This is a genomic window from Turicimonas muris (assembly GCF_002221595.1).
Taxonomy (GTDB): Bacteria; Pseudomonadota; Gammaproteobacteria; order Burkholderiales; family Burkholderiaceae_F; genus Turicimonas; species Turicimonas muris.
On the sequence record NZ_NHMP01000002.1, the window covers coordinates 1 to 18,527 of the forward strand.

Annotated in this window: 14 protein-coding genes and 1 tRNA gene; all 15 read right to left on the bottom strand. The window is 46.9% G+C overall.

Going from position 1 to position 18,527, the window contains the following annotated elements:
- Positions 1-245: 245 nt before the first annotated feature.
- Positions 246-557, bottom strand: a complete 312-nt coding sequence (rpsJ, locus tag ADH67_RS03330; protein ID WP_066594877.1) for a 30S ribosomal protein S10 — start codon at positions 555-557, stop codon at positions 246-248.
- Between the two features lie 64 nt (positions 558-621).
- A complete protein-coding gene (gene tuf / locus ADH67_RS03335) occupies positions 622-1,812 on the bottom strand; it encodes an elongation factor Tu (RefSeq protein WP_066594855.1) in 1,191 nt (396 codons plus the stop codon).
- 39 nt (positions 1,813-1,851) lie between these two features.
- On the bottom strand, positions 1,852-3,954 hold the full coding sequence (gene fusA / locus ADH67_RS03340; protein WP_066594872.1) for an elongation factor G: 2,103 nt from the start codon (positions 3,952-3,954) through the stop codon (positions 1,852-1,854).
- A 49-nt stretch (positions 3,955-4,003) separates the two neighbouring features.
- Positions 4,004-4,477 (bottom strand): 30S ribosomal protein S7, encoded by a 474-nt coding sequence (gene rpsG / locus ADH67_RS03345; RefSeq protein WP_066594871.1) that lies wholly within the window; start codon positions 4,475-4,477, stop codon positions 4,004-4,006.
- A 103-nt stretch (positions 4,478-4,580) separates the two neighbouring features.
- Entirely contained in the window at positions 4,581-4,958 is a 378-nt protein-coding gene (gene rpsL / locus ADH67_RS03350; protein ID WP_066594870.1) for a 30S ribosomal protein S12, read from the bottom strand.
- 300 nt (positions 4,959-5,258) lie between these two features.
- Entirely contained in the window at positions 5,259-9,494 is a 4,236-nt protein-coding gene (gene rpoC / locus ADH67_RS03355) for a DNA-directed RNA polymerase subunit beta' (RefSeq protein ID WP_169711906.1), read from the bottom strand.
- On the bottom strand, positions 9,495-13,619 hold the full coding sequence (rpoB, locus tag ADH67_RS03360; protein ID WP_066594869.1) for a DNA-directed RNA polymerase subunit beta: 4,125 nt from the start codon (positions 13,617-13,619) through the stop codon (positions 9,495-9,497). It abuts the gene before it with no gap.
- 227 nt (positions 13,620-13,846) lie between these two features.
- Positions 13,847-14,224 carry a 50S ribosomal protein L7/L12 gene (gene rplL / locus ADH67_RS03365; protein WP_066594868.1) on the bottom strand — a complete coding sequence of 126 codons (378 nt, stop codon included), beginning with the start codon at positions 14,222-14,224 and terminating at the stop codon, positions 13,847-13,849.
- Positions 14,225-14,271: 47 nt separating this feature from the next.
- On the bottom strand, positions 14,272-14,799 hold the full coding sequence (gene rplJ, locus ADH67_RS03370) for a 50S ribosomal protein L10 (protein ID WP_066594866.1): 528 nt from the start codon (positions 14,797-14,799) through the stop codon (positions 14,272-14,274).
- A 238-nt stretch (positions 14,800-15,037) separates the two neighbouring features.
- A complete protein-coding gene (gene rplA / locus ADH67_RS03375; protein WP_066594864.1) occupies positions 15,038-15,730 on the bottom strand; it encodes a 50S ribosomal protein L1 in 693 nt (230 codons plus the stop codon).
- Positions 15,730-16,164, bottom strand: a complete 435-nt coding sequence (gene rplK, locus ADH67_RS03380) for a 50S ribosomal protein L11 (protein ID WP_066594862.1) — start codon at positions 16,162-16,164, stop codon at positions 15,730-15,732. The genes rplA and rplK overlap by 1 nt, the downstream gene beginning before the upstream one ends.
- Before the next feature lie 88 nt (positions 16,165-16,252).
- Positions 16,253-16,795, bottom strand: coding sequence for a transcription termination/antitermination protein NusG (gene nusG, locus ADH67_RS03385; protein WP_066594860.1), 543 nt, complete (start codon positions 16,793-16,795; stop codon positions 16,253-16,255).
- A gap of 9 nt (positions 16,796-16,804) precedes the next feature.
- A complete protein-coding gene (secE, locus tag ADH67_RS03390) occupies positions 16,805-17,173 on the bottom strand; it encodes a preprotein translocase subunit SecE (protein WP_066594858.1) in 369 nt (122 codons plus the stop codon).
- A gap of 67 nt (positions 17,174-17,240) precedes the next feature.
- A tRNA-Trp gene (locus ADH67_RS03395) sits at positions 17,241-17,316 on the bottom strand.
- A gap of 12 nt (positions 17,317-17,328) precedes the next feature.
- Positions 17,329-18,519 carry an elongation factor Tu gene (tuf, locus tag ADH67_RS03400; RefSeq protein ID WP_066594855.1) on the bottom strand — a complete coding sequence of 397 codons (1,191 nt, stop codon included), beginning with the start codon at positions 18,517-18,519 and terminating at the stop codon, positions 17,329-17,331.
- Positions 18,520-18,527: the final 8 nt, after the last annotated feature.

Below are 18,527 nucleotides of genomic sequence, written 5' to 3' on the forward strand. Positions count from 1 at the left end.
ACACGATAAAACCAAGAAGATAGGTTCCTTGGACTTCAAGCACGGACTGGAAGATTACGACCTCAAGCCATGGCTTCCGTCTACCTACAAACAATTGCAAGCAGAGAGCTAATGCCGGAAAATCCACGGCTCTTATCGAGCCATGGGAACCTTACGATGCTACTCACTTTCGGTGTGAGAGTTTAAAAATTCATCGAGTGAAAAAAGCCTCCATAAAAATGGAGGCTCTTGGTTTCAGTCAAGTATTACTGAACTTTAATTTCGACATCGACGCCAGCAGGCAAGTCGAGTTTCATCAAAGCGTCAACTGTTTTGTCAGTCGGATCGATGATGTCCATCAATCTTTGATGAGTTCTGATTTCAAGCTGATCACGGCTTGTCTTGTTGACGTGCGGGCTGCGGAGAATATCAAAGCGCTGAATTCTTGTAGGAAGAGGAACTGGACCTCTAACTAAAGCGCCTGTTCTCTTAGCAGTGTCAACAATCTCAAGAGCGGATTGATCGATCAACTTGTAATCAAATGCCTTGAGGCGAATACGAATGCGTTGGCTTTGCATTATTTATCCTTTAAAGAGCGAGGGGTCAGAAGCCATTTCTGACCCGCGAAATTACTTGACTAAATTAACCTTCGATCTTGGAGACAACACCAGCACCAACTGTGTGGCCGCCTTCACGAATAGCGAAACGAAGACCTTCTTCCATAGCGATCGGAGCGATCAACTGAACGTCCATGCGGATGTTGTCGCCTGGCATAACCATTTCAACGCCTTCCGGCAATTGGATTGTGCCTGTTACGTCTGTTGTACGGAAGTAGAACTGTGGACGATAGCCTTTGAAGAACGGTGTGTGACGGCCGCCTTCTTCCTTGCTCAATACGTACACTTCTGCCTGGAATTCAGTATGAGGTGTGATTGTGCCCGGTTTAGCCAATACCTGTCCGCGTTCAACTTCTTCACGCTTTGTACCGCGGAGAAGAATACCGACGTTGTCGCCTGCCTGACCCTGGTCAAGAAGCTTACGGAACATTTCAACGCCTGTGCATGTTGTCTTAGCTGTCGGACGAAGACCAACGATTTCGATTTCGTCGCCAACTTTGATTACACCGCGTTCTACACGGCCGGTAACAACTGTACCGCGGCCGGAGATGGAGAATACGTCTTCAACCGGCATAAGGAACGGCTGATCGATAGCACGTTCCGGTGTCGGAATGTAGCTGTCAAGTGTGTCAGCCAACTTAAGAATGGACTGTTCGCCCATCGGACCTTTGTCGCCGTCGAGAGCCATACGAGCAGAACCTTTGATGATTGGAATGTCATCGCCTGGGAAGTCGTAGTTGCTCAACAATTCGCGAACTTCCATTTCAACCAATTCGAGAAGTTCTTCATCGTCAACCAAGTCGCACTTGTTCATGTAAACGATGATGTAAGGTACACCTACCTGACGGGCAAGAAGGATGTGTTCACGTGTCTGAGGCATAGGACCGTCAGCTGCGGAAACAACCAAAATAGCGCCGTCCATCTGAGCAGCACCGGTAATCATGTTCTTAACATAGTCAGCGTGGCCCGGGCAGTCTACGTGAGCGTAGTGACGATGTTCTGTTTCGTATTCAACGTGAGCTGTGTTAATAGTAATACCACGAGCTTTTTCTTCAGGAGCAGCATCGATCTGGTCGTATGCTTTTGCTTCACCGCCGAACTTCTGAGAAAGAACGGAAGTAATAGCAGCTGTAAGAGTTGTCTTACCATGGTCAACGTGACCAATAGTACCAACGTTTACGTGGGGCTTGGTACGTTCATACTTTTCTTTTGCCATTTCTGGATCCTTTTAAATCAAATCTAGATTAAAACTTAATTACTTAGCTTTTGCTTCAATAACTGCTTCGGCAACTGTCTTAGGAGCTTCAGCGTAGTGCTTGAATTCCATAGTGTAGGAAGCACGGCCTTGTGTCAAGGAACGCAACTGAGTTGCATAACCGAACATTTCGGACAGTGGAACTTCTGCCTTAACAGCTTTTCCGCCGCCAGGAAGATCTTCCATACCCTGAATCATGCCACGGCGGGAGGACAAGTCGCCCATAACGTCGCCCATCTTTTCTTCAGGAGTTTCAACTTCAACAGCCATAATTGGTTCAAGAAGAACTGGCTGAGCTTGTCTCATACCTTCCTTGAATGCCATGGAGCCAGCCATCTTAAATGCATTTTCGTTGGAGTCCACTTCGTGGTAAGAACCGAAATGCAATGTGGCTTTAACGTCAACAACCGGGTAACCAGCGAGAACACCAGACTTCATTGTGTCTTCGATACCCTTTTCAACAGCTGGGATGTATTCGCGTGGAACAACACCGCCCTTGATGGCGTCAACGAATTCGTAGCCCTTGCCAGGATTTGGTTCGAGCTTAAGAACAACGTGACCATACTGACCACGGCCGCCGGACTGTTTAACGAACTTAGCTTCAGCGTTTTCTGCGACACCGCGGATTGTTTCACGGTAGGCAACCTGTGGTTTGCCGACTGTAGCTTCAACGTTGAATTCTCTGCGCATACGGTCTACGAGAATATCCAAGTGAAGTTCGCCCATACCAGAAATAATGGTCTGGCCGCTTTCTTCGTCTGTCTTAACTCTGAAGGAAGGATCTTCCTGAGCCAAACGATTCAAAGCAAGACCCATTTTTTCCTGGTCAGCTTTAGTCTTGGGTTCAACAGCCTGAGAAATAACCGGTTCCGGGAACTCCATTCTTTCGAGAATAATTGGATGTTCGATAGAGCACAGTGTATCGCCTGTTGTAACTTCTTTAAGACCAACAGCAGCAGCGATGTCGCCAGAAAGAACTTCTTTGATTTCTTTACGTTCGTTAGCGTGCATCTGAAGCAAACGGCCGATTCTTTCTTTCTTGTTCTTGACGGAGTTAAGAACTGTATCGCCGGAGTTAACAACGCCGGAGTAAACACGCAAGAAGGTGAGCTGGCCGACATACGGGTCAGTCATGATCTTGAATGCTAAACAAGAGAACGGAGCTTTGTCGTCAGCTTTTCTGGTAGCAGGCTCGTCTGTATCCGGATCAATACCTTCAACATCGGGAATATCAACCGGGCTTGGAAGCAGTTCAATAACAGCGTCTAGCATTCTCTGAACGCCTTTGTTCTTGAAAGCTGTACCGCAAAGCATCGGCTGAATTTCACCGGCGATTGTACGAGTTCTCAAGCCTTTAATGATGTCAGCTTCAGAGAGGTCACCGTCATTGAGGTACTTATCCATCAATTCTTCGCTAGATTCAGCAGCTGCTTCAACCATGTAGCTGCGCCACTTTTCGGCTTCTTCCTTCAATTCTTCAGGAATTTCTTCGAAAGCGAACTTCATACCTTGGGAAGATTCGTCCCAAATGATGGCTTTCATCTTGGCCAAATCGATAACGCCTTTGAAAGTGTCTTCAGCACCGATTGGAATAACGATAGGTACAGGATTGCCTTTAAGGCGCGACTTCATCTGGTCAAATACTTTGTAGAAATTCGCACCGGTGCGGTCCATCTTGTTTACGAAAGCAAGACGTGGAACTTTGTACTTGTTGGCCTGACGCCAAACGGTTTCAGACTGAGGCTGTACACCGCCTACAGCGCAGTAAACCATGCAGGCACCGTCAAGAACACGCATGGAACGTTCAACTTCAACTGTGAAGTCAACGTGTCCCGGGGTATCAATGATGTTGATACGGTGTTCTGGATGGTTCATGTCCATACCACGCCAGAAGGCTGTTGTAGCAGCAGATGTAATGGTGATACCACGTTCCTGTTCCTGCTCCATCCAGTCCATGGTAGCGGCTCCATCATGAACTTCGCCGATCTTATGGTTTACACCGGTGTAGAACAAAATACGTTCAGTAGTGGTTGTTTTTCCTGCGTCAATGTGGGCGGAAATACCGATGTTGCGATAGCGCTCAATCGGAGTTTTACGAGCCATGTTATCTACCTCTAATTAGGGGAAGGGTACCCTCCCCCAGTTACTAAAATTAGTTAAAACGGAAATGAGAGAAGGCCTTGTTGGCTTCAGCCATACGATGGACTTCTTCACGTTTCTTCATAGCGCCGCCACGGCCTTCGGAAGCGTCGATGAGCTCGCCAGCCAAACGCTGCGGCATGGATTTTTCGCTTCTGCCTTTAGCGGCTTCGCGCAACCAGCGCATAGCCAAAGCTAAACGGCGAACAGGGCGAACTTCAACCGGGACCTGGTAGTTAGCACCGCCAACACGGCGGGACTTAACTTCAACCAACGGACGAACATTGTTCAGGGCGGTTGTAAAAACTTCTAATGGATCTTTTCCAGACTTTGTCTGAATTTCTTCTAAAGCGCCATACACGATTCTTTCTGCAACGGCCTTCTTGCCATCAAGCATAATCATGTTGACGAATTTTGTGATTTCTACAGAACCAAACTTTGGATCTGGTAATACTTCACGTTTTGGTACTTCGCGACGACGGGGCATTTTTACCTCAATTCTGTCTTCAGTCAGTTAAAAAATATTGCAATTCCAATGAACTGCGACTTACTCGGTCATAAAAAGTGACCGTATCCCGGGTGCGAGCCGGTTAAGCCTTCTTGGGGCGCTTTGCGCCATACTTGGAGCGAGATTGCTTACGATCCTTGACACCTTGTGTATCAAGAGAACCGCGTACAACGTGGTAACGAACACCTGGCAAGTCTTTCACACGGCCGCCACGAATAAGAACAACACTGTGTTCCTGGAGGTTGTGGCCTTCACCGCCGATGTAAGAAATGACTTCGATACCGTTGGTCAAACGTACCTTAGCAACTTTACGAAGAGCGGAGTTTGGCTTCTTCGGAGTTGTTGTGTATACACGGGTGCAAACGCCGCGCTTCTGCGGGCAGTTTTTGAGCGCAGGGCTCTTGCTCTTCTCGATAGCTCTCTCGCGAGGCTTACGCACTAATTGGTTAATGGTCGGCATATAGTCCGTAACGATTAGAAAAACCACTCAAGGAGTGGGGGTTAGTAAAAACACTTTTAGGGGAGCTGCGCCGGATCGCGCATTTAGAACTGGCAGAGAAGCCTATCAAAGAACGCGGATCCCGTCGCGGGTTTCCAAAAAAGTGCTGTATTTTCACTCTTTTTTTTTGAAAAGTCAAATGAATTCAAAGAGGAATTTCACGATTCAGAATTTTTTACAAAATTACAGAGTGTTCTTTTTCCAAAAATACGAAAGCCGGGCTCATCACCCGGCTCTCTTCTTAGCCTACGGTTTTACTAATTACTTAGTAAGTGTATGGTCAATAGCATTCGCTGGTTCGGCTCTCTTAACCAAATTTTCCTTAGGATCTTCGTACATTCTGTCATGATTTACGATTTCATTATCGAATGGGAAAGGATCCTTCTGGTGACGTGCCTTGTGATATGCAAGACCAGTACCGGCAGGAATCAGGCGGCCGACGATAACGTTTTCTTTCAGGCCTCTGAGTTCATCGCGTTTGCCCATAATAGCGGCTTCTGTAAGAACACGAGTTGTTTCCTGGAAGGAAGCGGCGGAAATGAACGAATCGGTAGACAAGCTGGCCTTTGTAATACCCAAGAGGAGATTATCGTAGGCAGCCGGACGTTTGCCTTCGGCAAGCATCTTTTCATTTTCATCGAGCATTTCACTGCGTTCGACCTGTTCACCGTTGATGAATTTGGTATCGCCTGAAGCAGTAATGATGACTCTTCTAAGCATCTGACGAACAATAACTTCGATGTGCTTATCACTAATCTTCACACCTTGCAGACGATAAACGTCCTGAACTTCATCAACAACGTAACGAGCCAAAGCTTCGATACCGTTCAAGCGAAGGATATCATGCGGATCGGCAGGACCGTCGACAATGACTTCACCCTTATGAACAACTTGACCGTCGTGAACAAGAATTGTCTTGTCCTTCGGAATAAGGAATTCATGTTCCTTACCTTCAGTATCGGTAATGATGAGGCGCTGTTTGCCCTTGGTTTCCTTACCGAAAGTAACGGTACCGCTGGCTTCAGCCAACACACCGGCATCCTTCGGAGAACGAGCTTCGAACAACTCAGCAACACGCGGCAGACCGCCGGTAATATCACGAGTCTTCTGGCTTTCTGTCGGAATTCTGGCTAAAACGTCACCGACGCTGGCTTTATCGCCGTCATGAACGGTAATAAGAGCACCTACCGGCAATTGAATACTTACTGGGTGTTCTGTTCCAGGAATCTTAACGAGTTCACCGTTTTCGTCCAACAACTGAATCATCGGACGTCCAATCTTACTGGAGGCAGAGTGTTTTCCTTCGATAACAACCAAAGAGCTCAAGCCTGTAACTTCATCAACCTGGCTCTTAACCGTTACGTTGTCGATAACGTTAGCAAATCTAACGACACCGGCATATTCAGTAACGATCGGACGTGTCAACGGATCCCAGTTGGCCAATTCAGTACCAACCTTAACTTCTTGTCCGTCAATAGCGAGCAAGTTGGCGCCGTAAGGAATCTTATGACGTTCTTTTTCGCGGCCGTTAACACCTTCAATAACGATTTCACCGGAGCGGGAAATAACAACCTTATTTCCTTTTTCGCCCGTCACATATCTCATAGAGCTTGTGAAACGGACAGTACCGGCAGACTTGGTTTCAACGTTACTGGCAACAGCGGTACGGGAAGCGGCACCACCAATGTGGAAGGTACGCATTGTCAACTGAGTTCCCGGTTCACCAATTGACTGGGCAGCGATAACCCCAACAGCCTCACCGGTGTTAACCAATGTACCGCGGCCAAGGTCACGTCCGTAGCACTTAGCGCAAAGACCATAGCGAGTTTCGCAGGTAAGCGGTGTGCGGACCATCATTTCATCGATGCCGAGCTTAGTAATTGTTTCGACGTCGTCTTCAGTAATGAGATGACCGGCTTCGAATACCAGTTCCTGTGTATCCGGGTTATGAACGTCCTGTGCAACAACACGTCCTAAAACACGATCACCCAAAGCTTCAACAACGTCACCGCCTTCAACCAGGGCTTTCATGATCACGCCATGGTGAGTTCCGCAATCGTCTTCCGTAACAACCAAATCTTGAGTAACGTCGACGAGACGACGTGTCAAGTAACCGGAGTTAGCGGTCTTCAAAGCGGTATCAGCCAAACCTTTACGTGCACCGTGGGTTGATACGAAGTACTGCAAAACGTTCAAACCTTCACGGAAGTTCGCGGTAATCGGAGTTTCAATAATGGAACCGTCCGGTTTAGCCATCAAACCACGCATACCGGCCAACTGACGAATCTGAGCAGCAGAACCACGAGCACCGGAGTCAGCCATCATGTAGATGGAGTTGAAAGACTCTTGTGTTGTCTTGTTGCCGTGACGGTCGATAACCGGTTCTTTGGAAATTTCTTCCATCATAACCTTACCGACTTGGTCGGAAGTACGACCCCAAATATCAACGACCTTGTTATAACGTTCGCCGGAAGTAACAAGACCGGAAGTGTACTGAGCTTCGATTTCTTTAACTTCTTGTTCTGCTTCGTGAACGAGCTTGTTCTTAGCTTCCGGAACAATCATGTCACCGATAGCGATAGACAAGCCGCCGATAGTAGCCAAGTGGTAGCCTCTCTGCATAAGCTTGTCAGCAAAGATAACTGTCTCTCTCAAGCCGCAGCGGCGGAAAGCCATATTAATCAACTTGGCGATTTCTTTCTTCTTCAAAGTCTTGTTGAGGACAGAGAAAGAAAGACCCGGAGGAAGAATTTCTGAAAGTAAAGCACGGCCGGCTGTAGTTTCATAACGAACTATACGCGGTGTCTTTGTTCCGTCTTCAGCAACATCGAATTCTTTAATTCTGACTGTGCAGCGTGTCTGAAGTTCAATAACCTTGTTGGCTAAAGCTCTCTCAACTTCTCCGATATCAGCAAAGAACATACCCTCACCCTTCGCATTGATGCGGGAGCGAGTAGAGTAATAAAGACCAAGCACGATATCCTGAGATGGGACGATGGATGGATCGCCGTTAGCCGGGAACAACACGTTGTTGGAGGCCAACATCAAAGAACGAGCTTCTAATTGAGCTTCTAAAGAAAGCGGTACGTGAACAGCCATCTGGTCACCGTCGAAGTCAGCGTTGAACGCTGCGCAGACAAGCGGATGAAGTTGGATAGCTTTACCTTCAATCAAAAGCGGTTCGAAAGCTTGAATACCGAGTCTGTGAAGAGTCGGAGCACGGTTAAGCATAACCGGGTGCTCATAAATGACCTCTTCAAGAATATCCCAAACTACCGGTTCTTGGTTTTCAACCATCTTCTTAGCTGCTTTGATGGTTGTAGCTAAACCGCGGCTTTCCAACTTATTGAAGATGAACGGCTTGAATAATTCAAGAGCCATCAGCTTCGGAAGACCGCATTGGTGCAGTTTGAGGTACGGACCGACGGTAATAACGGAACGTCCGGAGTAGTCAACACGTTTACCTAACAAGTTCTGACGGAAGCGGCCGCCTTTACCCTTGATCATGTCAGCCAAGGATTTAAGCGGACGCTTAGACGGGCCGGACATAGCCTTGCCGCGTCTGCCGTTATCAAGCAAAGAGTCAACAGCTTCCTGAAGCATACGCTTTTCGTTGCGGACGATAATATCCGGAGCTTTGAGCTCGAGAAGCTTCTTCAAGCGGTTATTACGGTTGATAACTCTTCTGTAGAGATCGTTCAAATCACTGGTAGCGAATCTGCCGCCGTCCAATGGAACCAACGGACGAAGATCCGGAGGAAGAACCGGGAGAACTTCCATAACCATCCATTCCGGTTTGATGCCGGAACGTTGGAATCCTTCCAAAACCTTCAAACGCTTAGCAATCTTCTTGAGCTTAGCTTCAGAAGTTGTTTCCTGCAGTTCCTGACGAAGGGTATGAACTTCTTCATCGATGTTGATGGAAGAAAGCAATTCACGGATAGCTTCAGCTCCCATCATCGCCTTGAATTCATCACCGTATTCTTCAGTCTTTGCGAAGTAGTCGTCTTCAGTCATCAACTGGCCGCGTTTGAGCTCAGTCATGCCTGGATCAACAACGATATAAGCTTCGAAGTAAAGTACTCTTTCGATATCTCTCAATGGAATATCGAGAACCATACCCATACGGGAAGGCAAGCTCTTTAAAAACCAAATGTGAGCAACGGGGCTGGCCAATTCGATATGGCCCATGCGCTCACGTCTAACTTTAGACAATGTGACTTCAACGCCGCATTTTTCACAGATGACGCCTTGATGCTTAAGTCTCTTGTATTTTCCGCATAGACATTCGTAGTCTTTTACCGGCCCGAAAATCTTTGCGCAGAACAAACCGTCGCGTTCCGGTTTGAAAGTTCTATAGTTAATTGTTTCGGGTTTTTTGACTTCACCATAGGACCAGGAACGAATCTTTTCAGGAGACGCAATACCAATTTTGATTGCGTCAAAAGGTTCGTCCTGTTCAACTTTGCTGAATAGAGAATGTAAAGGTATTGTCATTTACTTTGTATCCTTGTCTCGGTGAAGATCGATGTCGATACCGAGTGAACGAATTTCTTTAACCAACACATTGAAAGATTCCGGCATTCCGGCATCAATTACTTGGTCACCCTTAACAATGTTTTCGTAAAGTTTTGTACGGCCTGTGACGTCGTCAGACTTCACAGTCAGCATTTCCTGCAGAACATAGCTGGCACCGTAAGCCTCCAAAGCCCAGACTTCCATTTCACCAAATCTCTGACCACCGAACTGTGCCTTACCGCCTAACGGCTGTTGTGTAACCAAAGAGTAAGGTCCGGTTGAACGAGCATGCATCTTATCGTCAACCAAGTGGTGCAGCTTGAGATAGTGCATAACACCGACGGTAACCGGTCTGTCAAACGGTTCGCCTGTTCTGCCGTCAAACAACTGAGCCTGTGTTTTGGATGGGGTCAGCTGCAATTTCTTAGCAGTTTCATCCGGGAAAGCTAAGTTCAGCATTTCCTTAATATCTTCTTCGCTGGCACCGTCGAAAACCGGGGTTGCGAATGGAACGCCCTTTCTTAAATGCTTAGCAAGATTGATGATTTCGTCATCCGTTAAGGAATCCAAATCTTCCTTCTTACCGCTGCGGTTGTAAATTTCAGCCAAGAATTCTCTTAACTGACCAACCTGCTTGGTTCTTTCCTGCTTGAGCATTTCTTCAATTCTCCAGCCCAAGCCGAAAGCTGCCCAACCCAAGTGGACTTCAAGAACCTGACCGATATTCATACGGGAAGGAACGCCCAAGGGGTTCAAAACGATGTCGACAGGACGCCCGTCGGCCATGTACGGCATATCTTCAACGCGGGTAATACGAGAAACCACACCCTTATTTCCGTGACGGCCAGCCATCTTATCGCCAGGCTGCAGTCTGCGTTTGACAGCGATGTAAACCTTAACCATCTTCTGAACGCCGGCTGGAAGCTCATCACCTTGTGTGAGTTTCTTCTTCTTTTCTTCGAAAGCAGCGTTGAATTCTTTTCTCTTTTCATCAAGAGAAACACGAACGTCTTCGAGAACTTTCTGGAGTTCGCCGTCGGCTAAGCGAATATCGAACCACAAATGCGGATTTGTGTTGTCAAGATATTCTTGGGTGATCTTCTTGTTCTTGGTCAAACCGTTAGCACCGCCCTGAGCAACTGCGCCGACCAACTGACGGCTCAAACGTTCGAATGCATCGTTTTCAACGATACGAAGCTGATCGTTCAAGTTTGTTCTATAACGCTTCAATGCTTCGTCAATAATTGACTGAGCGCGTTTGTCTCTTTCGATGCCTTCTCTTGTGAAGACTTGAACGTCGATAACGGTACCAACCATGCCGCTTGGAACACGCAAAGACGTATCTTTAACATCGCTGGCTTTTTCACCGAAGATCGCCTTCAAGAGTTTTTCTTCAGCGGTAAGTGTGGTCTCACCCTTCGGTGTTACCTTACCAACCAACACATCACCTGCCTTAACTTCAGCTCCGATATAAACGATGCCGGATTCGTCAAGGCGGTTAATTTGGTTTTCACTCAAGTTGGAAATATCGCGAGTGATTTCTTCGTTGCCGAGCTTAGTGTCACGAGCGGAAACTGTGAGTTCTTCGATATGGATGGAAGAATATCTATCGTCTGCAACAACCTTTTCGCTGACCATCACAGAGTCTTCGTAGTTGTAGCCGTTCCATGGCATAAAGGCGACAATCATGTTCTGACCGAGAGCAAGTTCACCTAAGTCAGTAGAAGCACCGTCAGCGATTACGTCACCCTTGGAAATTTTATCGCCGGGGTTGACTATAGGACGCTGATTAATGTTAGTCCCTTGGTTTGAACGGGTGAATTTCTGCAAGTTGTAGATATCAACACCTACTCTGCCTACAACGTTTTCATCGTCATTGACACGGACAACAATACGATTAGCATCAACGGAATCAACGATACCGCCTCTTTCTGCGCGAACGGTTGTTCCGGAATCGACGGCTACTGTTCTTTCAATACCAGTACCGACAACCGGTTTTTCAGGACGCAAGCAAGGCACACCCTGACGCTGCATGTTGGAACCCATCAAAGCGCGGTTTGCGTCATCGTGTTCAAGGAACGGAATTAAAGAAGCAGCAACGGAAACGATCTGAGCCGGGGCAACGTCCATATACTGGACTCTTTCCGGACGCATCAGAACGAATTCACCTTTGTCTCGGCAGCTGACGAGTTCGTCAGTCAAATTGCCTTCGGAATCCAAAGATGCGTTAGCCTGAGCAATAATGTAGTTGCCTTCGTCGATTGCAGATAAGTAAGCGATTTCGTTTGTTACTTTGCCGTCAATCACCTTGCGGTACGGGGTTTCTAAGAAACCATAATCGTTCAATCTCGCATAAAGAGCCAGAGAGTTGATCAAACCAATGTTCGGACCTTCAGGGGTTTCAATTGGGCAAACACGACCGTAGTGGGTCGGATGAACGTCTCGAACTTCGAAGCCTGCTCTTTCACGTGTCAAACCGCCGGGGCCTAAAGCGGAAATTCTTCTCTTATGAGTGATTTCAGACAATGGATTTGTCTGATCCATAAACTGACTCAACTGAGAAGAGCCAAAGAATTCACGAATGGAGGCGCTGATTGGTTTACTGTTGATCAAGTCATGCGGCATTAAATTATCGGATTCGGCTTGACCCAATCTTTCCTTAACGGCACGTTCAACTCTAACCAAACCGGCTCTGAATTGGTTTTCTGTCAATTCACCGACGCAGCGGACACGGCGATTTCCCAAGTGATCGATATCGTCGACCGTGCCTTCACCGTTACGGAGCTTAACAATAAGCTTCATTGTGTCGATAATGTCTTCCGGTTCCAATGTCATAGGACCTTGTTCAGTTCCGCGTTCGAAACGGGAATTGATCTTCATACGGCCGACTTTGGACAAATCGTATGTTTCGTTATCGAAGAACAAGCGGCGGAAGAGTGTTTCAACAGCCTCTTCTGTCGGTGGTTCGCCCGGACGCATCATTCTGTAGATAGCAACTCTGGCAGAAAGCTGATCCGGTGTTTCGTCTAAACGAAGAGTATCGGAAATGTATGGACCGCGATTCAACTCGTTGATATAGAGAGTTTCGAAATCGAGGATTCCTTTTTCTTTGAAAACTTCGAGAAGCTTCTCGGTAATTTCTTCGTTGGCATTTGCAATAATTTCACCGGTATCCTCATCGTAAATGTTCTTAGCAAGAACTTTGCCGATCAAGAAATCTTCCGGAACCTGAAGTTCAGTAATGCCTAATTTTTCGATATCTCTGACGTGCTTAGCGTTGATTCGTTTATCTTTAGCAACGACAACCTTGCCGTCTTTGTCTGTGATGTCGAAACGAGCGACTTCGCCGCGAAGACGGGAAGGAACGATAGCCATAGCGTAACCGCCCGGAGTCATACGGAACTTATCAAAGTCGTAGAACTGGGCTAAAATGCTTTCCGGTGTCATACCGAGTGCCTTGAGCATAATGGTGCCAGGCATCTTGCGTCTGCGGTCGATACGGAAATGCAGAATGTCTTTAGCGTCGAATTCGAAGTCTAACCAAGAACCACGGTAGGGGATAATCCGAGCACTAAATAATTTTTTACCCGAACTATGTGTTTTACCTTTATCATGTTCAAAGAACACTCCGGGAGAACGGTGCAACTGAGAAACGATAACACGTTCGGTACCGTTGATGATGAAAGAGCCTTTGTTCGTCATCAATGGGATTTCGCCCATGTAAACTTCGGACTCTCTGACTTCCTTTACAGAACTTTGTTTAGGAGAATCTCTGTCGAAGATGACTAAGCGAACTTTTGCGCGAAGTCTTGAGCAATAATTTAAGCCACGAAGCTGGCATTCTGCGACGTCAAAAATAGGTTCATCGAGAACGTATTCTTGGAATTCAAGCCTTGCCAAACCATTGTGGCTAGTGATAGGGAAAATGGAAGTGAAAGCTCCTTGCAAGCCTTCATCACGACGCTCAGCAGCCGGTACATCCTGCTGAAGGAACTCGCGATAGGAATGCAATTGAGTTTCAAGCAAAGAGGGCACTTCAAGCACGCTCGGACGCTTTGCAAAGCTTTTCCGGATGCGCTTCTTTTCAGTGAACGAGTACGACATGAACACTCCGTTCGGAAGAGACAGTAAAATTCCTAAATCCGTAAACACAAGACACGAATAGCCACGCCGAGTCCCATTATTGGGACTCTCTGCGCGGCAATATTCAATTTGTCTTGTAACTACAGTCTTTAGAAGACTTCGTATATATCTTTAAAATCAGACACATACGAAGGATTCTAAACTCCGACCCCGTAAAATCAACGGAGTCGGATATTATATATGAAGAATTACTTCAATTCAACCTTAGCACCAGCTGCTTCGAGTTTCTTCTTAGCTTCTTCAGCTTCAGCCTTTGGCAAGCCTTCCTTAACAGCCTTAGGAGCGGATTCTACGAGTTCTTTAGCTTCTTTCAAGCCAAGACCTGTCAATTCACGAACGGCCTTAATTGTAGCGACCTTGTTGGAACCGATTTCAGAAAGAACTACGTCGAATTCAGTCTTTTCTTCTGCAGGAGCAGCAGCGCCAGCAGCAGGAGCAGCAACTGCAACAGCGGCAGCAGCAGCGGAAACACCGAACTTGTCTTCCATCATTTTGATGAGTTCGGAAACTTCGAGAACGGACATGGACGCAATTGCGTCAAGGATTTCTTCTTTGGACAAAGCCATTTTTAACTCCAAATACGTTGTGTATAAATAAAAAATTTAATTCAAAATCAGGCAGCGGCCTGTTTGGCATCGCGCACTGCAGCAACTGTTCTTGTCAAACGTGCAGGTACTTCATTGAGTGTACGTACGAACTTAGCAACAGGTTCGTTCATAGTGGCCATCAACTTAGCCAAGAGTTCTTCTCTGCTCGGCATAGAGGCCAACTGCTTAACACCTTCAACATCAAGGACGCTGTTAGGCATTGCACCGGCTTTGATGACAAGCTTTTGATTTGTCTTAGCAAAGTCAGACATCACTTTGGCAGCTGAAACTGGATCAGCAGAGAAACCATAAACGAGAGGACCGACGAATTGATCGGCAAGTCCTTCGAAAGGAGTTCCCTGAACAGCTCTTCTAGCCAGAGTGTTCTTAAGTACACGCAACTTCACACCTTTTTTACGTGCTTCAGCACGTAATTGAGTAGCTGCATCTACGGTCAGCCCACGGAATTCAGCAATAACAAGACCCTCAGTATCAGCTACGATTTCGCTGATTTCTTTGATCATGTCAGCCTTTTCTTGTCTATTAAGACCCATGGTCTGCTCCACTCAGAGGTGCTGAATAAATCAGCACCGGTTCAACATAACCGGCTCGCTCCGAGAGCCTAACAATTCTGCCTCCTACGGAGGACACAACGCAGAATCTCTCTTCGGTTGCCATCTGCGCCGGACAACTAATGTTATTTAAGGGTTGACACCTTCCGGCGGTCTTTGATAGCTACAGTCTCCTGAGAGACTGTAACCCAAAGTTCTTTACTTAAAAAGTGAATACCTATTAAGCAAGTGTCTGAACATCAACCTTGACGCCAGGGCCCATGGTTGAAGAGACAGCAAGCTTACGGAGGTAAACACCCTTAGATGAAGCTGGTTTAGCTTTGTTCAAAGCTTCGATAAGAGCCTTGACGTTAACCAACAATTTGTCGGCTTCAAAAGAAGCACGGCCGATTGGGGCATGGATAATACCAGCTTTATCAGCTCTAAACTGTACCTGACCTGCTTTAGCATTCTTAACAGCTTGAGCAACATTCGGTGTTACGGTTCCGACTTTCGGGTTAGGCATCAATCCGCGTGGACCGAGGATCTGACCTAACTGACCGACAAAGCGCATAGCACTTGGTTCAGCAATAACAACGTCGAAGTCGAGATTACCACCTTTAACGGAAGCAACAAGATCTTCCAAACCGACAACATCGGCCCCGGCTTCTTTTGCAGCTTCAGCAGCAGCACCAGCAGCAAAAACAGCAACTCTTACTGTCTTGCCTGTACCGGCAGGCATAACAACTGCACCGCGAACAGCCTGGTCGCTCTTACGAGGATCGATACCGAGCTGAACGGCAACATCAACGGATTCATCGAACTTAGCGTTAGCAAGAGCCTTAACTAATTCGAGAGCTTCGTTGATGGAATAGAATTTCTGAGCTTCAACTTTGGAGTTGTTCTCTTTTTCACGCTTTCCAAGTTTTGCCATTATTTCACTCCTTCAACCGTAATACCCATTGAACGTGCGCTTCCAGCGATTGTACGCACAGCGGCGTCCATATCAGCAGCGGTCAAGTCAGGCATCTTTGTCTTAGCGATTTCTTCTGCCTGTGCACGAGTGATTTTGCCAACTTTGTCAGTATGAGGGCGTGCGGAACCCTTTTGAATCTTAGCAGCTTTCTTGATCAAGATAGTGGCCGGAGGAGTCTTCATAATGAATGTGAAGCTCTTATCGGCATAAGCTGTGATCACAACTGGAATTGGGAGACCAGGTTCAACACCTTGGGTCTTGGCATTAAATGCCTTGCAGAATTCCATAATGTTGAGGCCACGCTGACCTAAAGCCGGACCAATCGGAGGAGAAGGATTAGCCTTTCCTGCCGGCACTTGAAGCTTAATAAAGCCTACAATTTTCTTTGCCATTTATTTTCCTTACGGGTAAGACGCTCTGATAAGCTCCCCGAGGTAAAGTCCACAAAAACGTATTTATTCCCGGACTAAGAAATAAATACTAGGAGATCTTTTCAACTTCGTTAAAAGCCAATTCAACAGGCGTATCACGGCTGAAGATTGAAACAATAACAACAAGTTTGTTTTTCTCGTAGCTGACTTCGTCGATATAGCCTTCGAAATCAGCAAACGGACCGCTAGTGATTCGAACTTCTTCACCAACCTCAAACTGAAAGCGAGGTCTTGGCGTATCGGTTCTATCTTCCATTCTCTTCTTGATTTCTTCAATCTCTTTAGTAGGAAGCGGAGTAGGTCTGTTTGCAGAACCACCGAGAAAGCCCGTTATTCTAGGCGTATTTTTGACTAAATGCCAAGTCTCGTCGTTCATTAACATGTTAACAAATATGTATCCGGAGTACATACGACGTGTAGACACACGTTTTTTTCCGTCTTTTACTTCGGAAACATCTTCGGTCGGGACTAGGATTTCATCAAAAGCGTCTTCTAAACCAGCCCTTTTGATTCTGTCTCTAAGTGCGGTTTCAGCACTTTTTTCCATTCCAGAGTACGTATGAATAACGTACCACTTTTTATCGCCTGTCATCTTTGTCTCCTAGATAAGCAAACGGAGAGCCAAATCGATAAGAGAATCAACCAAGAAAAGGAAGAAAGCAACAACGACAACGAAAGCACATACGATACCTGTTGTGTTCACTGTTTCTTTCCTGGTTGGCCAGACTACTCTGCGCAGTTCTTCGTAAGAGGCTTTGCAGTAAGCTGCGAACTCTTTACCAGGTGCGCTAAACCAACCAATAACTGCACCGACGAGAATGCAGCCAAGAAGAACACCAACTCTGACTAAAGCCGGTTGATCAGCAAGAAGAGCAAAAGCGAAAACACCGCTTAATGCAATGACAATTGCCACTGCCATTAAAGCAATTCCACTCTTGGACTCTACCGGCTTTGCGTTTTGCATACTCATTCTTTATCTCTCACCGGTTTCCCGGTAAACAAACCGCGATCCACTAAGGGATCGCGGTGTTTTTTAGTGGCAGGGGCAGAAGGAATCGAACCCTCAACCTACGGTTTTGGAGACCGTCGCTCTGCCAATTGAGCTATACCCCTAATATTTTGTTATTAACCTTCGATCTTGGAGACAACACCAGCACCAACTGTGTGGCCGCCTTCACGAATAGCGAAACGAAGACCTTCTTCCATAGCGATCGGAGCGATCAACTGAACGTCCATGCGGATGTTGTCGCCTGGCATAACCATTTCAACGCCTTCCGGCAATTGGATTGTGCCTGTTACGTCTGTTGTACGGAAGTAGAACTGTGGACGATAGCCTTTGAAGAACGGTGTGTGACGGCCGCCTTCTTCCTTGCTCAATACGTACACTTCTGCCTGGAATTCAGTATGAGGTGTGATTGTGCCCGGTTTAGCCAATACCTGTCCGCGTTCAACTTCTTCACGCTTTGTACCGCGGAGAAGAATACCGACGTTGTCGCCTGCCTGACCCTGGTCAAGAAGCTTACGGAACATTTCAACGCCTGTGCATGTTGTCTTAGCTGTCGGACGAAGACCAACGATTTCGATTTCGTCGCCAACTTTGATTACACCGCGTTCTACACGGCCGGTAACAACTGTACCGCGGCCGGAGATGGAGAATACGTCTTCAACCGGCATAAGGAACGGCTGATCGATAGCACGTTCCGGTGTCGGAATGTAGCTGTCAAGTGTGTCAGCCAACTTAAGAATGGACTGTTCGCCCATCGGACCTTTGTCGCCGTCGAGAGCCATACGAGCAGAACCTTTGATGATTGGAATGTCATCGCCTGGGAAGTCGTAGTTGCTCAACAATTCGCGAACTTCCATTTCAACCAATTCGAGAAGTTCTTCATCGTCAACCAAGTCGCACTTGTTCATGTAAACGATGATGTAAGGTACACCTACCTGACGGGCAAGAAGGATGTGTTCACGTGTCTGAGGCATAGGACCGTCAGCTGCGGAAACAACCAAAATAGCGCCGTCCATCTGAGCAGCACCGGTAATCATGTTCTTAACATAGTCAGCGTGGCCCGGGCAGTCTACGTGAGCGTAGTGACGATGTTCTGTTTCGTATTCAACGTGAGCTGTGTTAATAGTAATACCACGAGCTTTTTCTTCAGGAGCAGCATCGATCTGGTCGTATGCTTTTGCTTCACCGCCGAACTTCTGAGAAAGAACGGAAGTAATAGCAGCTGTAAGAGTTGTCTTACCATGGTCAACGTGACCGATGGTGCCTACGTTAACATGAGGCTTGGTACGCTCATATTTTTCTTTTGCCATGTGTAGCT

What these genes read in the sequence shown, in the direction of transcription:
- rpsG (WP_066594871.1), bottom strand. Translation starts at nt 4,477, where the DNA reads ATGCCCCGTCGTCGCGAAGTACCAAAACGTGAAGTATTACCAGATCCA.
- rpoC (WP_169711906.1), bottom strand. Translation starts at nt 9,494, where the DNA reads ATGACAATACCTTTACATTCTCTATTCAGCAAAGTTGAACAGGACGAA.
- rplK (WP_066594862.1), bottom strand. Translation starts at nt 16,164, where the DNA reads ATGGCAAAGAAAATTGTAGGCTTTATTAAGCTTCAAGTGCCGGCAGGA.
- rpoB (WP_066594869.1), bottom strand. Translation starts at nt 13,619, where the DNA reads ATGTCGTACTCGTTCACTGAAAAGAAGCGCATCCGGAAAAGCTTTGCA.
- fusA (WP_066594872.1), bottom strand. Translation starts at nt 3,954, where the DNA reads ATGGCTCGTAAAACTCCGATTGAGCGCTATCGCAACATCGGTATTTCC.
- secE (WP_066594858.1), bottom strand. Translation starts at nt 17,173, where the DNA reads ATGAGTATGCAAAACGCAAAGCCGGTAGAGTCCAAGAGTGGAATTGCT.
- tuf (WP_066594855.1), bottom strand. Translation starts at nt 18,519, where the DNA reads ATGGCAAAAGAAAAATATGAGCGTACCAAGCCTCATGTTAACGTAGGC.
- rpsJ (WP_066594877.1), bottom strand. Translation starts at nt 557, where the DNA reads ATGCAAAGCCAACGCATTCGTATTCGCCTCAAGGCATTTGATTACAAG.
- rplA (WP_066594864.1), bottom strand. Translation starts at nt 15,730, where the DNA reads ATGGCAAAACTTGGAAAGCGTGAAAAAGAGAACAACTCCAAAGTTGAA.
- nusG (WP_066594860.1), bottom strand. Translation starts at nt 16,795, where the DNA reads ATGACAGGCGATAAAAAGTGGTACGTTATTCATACGTACTCTGGAATG.
- rplL (WP_066594868.1), bottom strand. Translation starts at nt 14,224, where the DNA reads ATGGCTTTGTCCAAAGAAGAAATCCTTGACGCAATTGCGTCCATGTCC.
- rplJ (WP_066594866.1), bottom strand. Translation starts at nt 14,799, where the DNA reads ATGGGTCTTAATAGACAAGAAAAGGCTGACATGATCAAAGAAATCAGC.
- tuf (WP_066594855.1), bottom strand. Translation starts at nt 1,812, where the DNA reads ATGGCAAAAGAAAAGTATGAACGTACCAAGCCCCACGTAAACGTTGGT.
- rpsL (WP_066594870.1), bottom strand. Translation starts at nt 4,958, where the DNA reads ATGCCGACCATTAACCAATTAGTGCGTAAGCCTCGCGAGAGAGCTATC.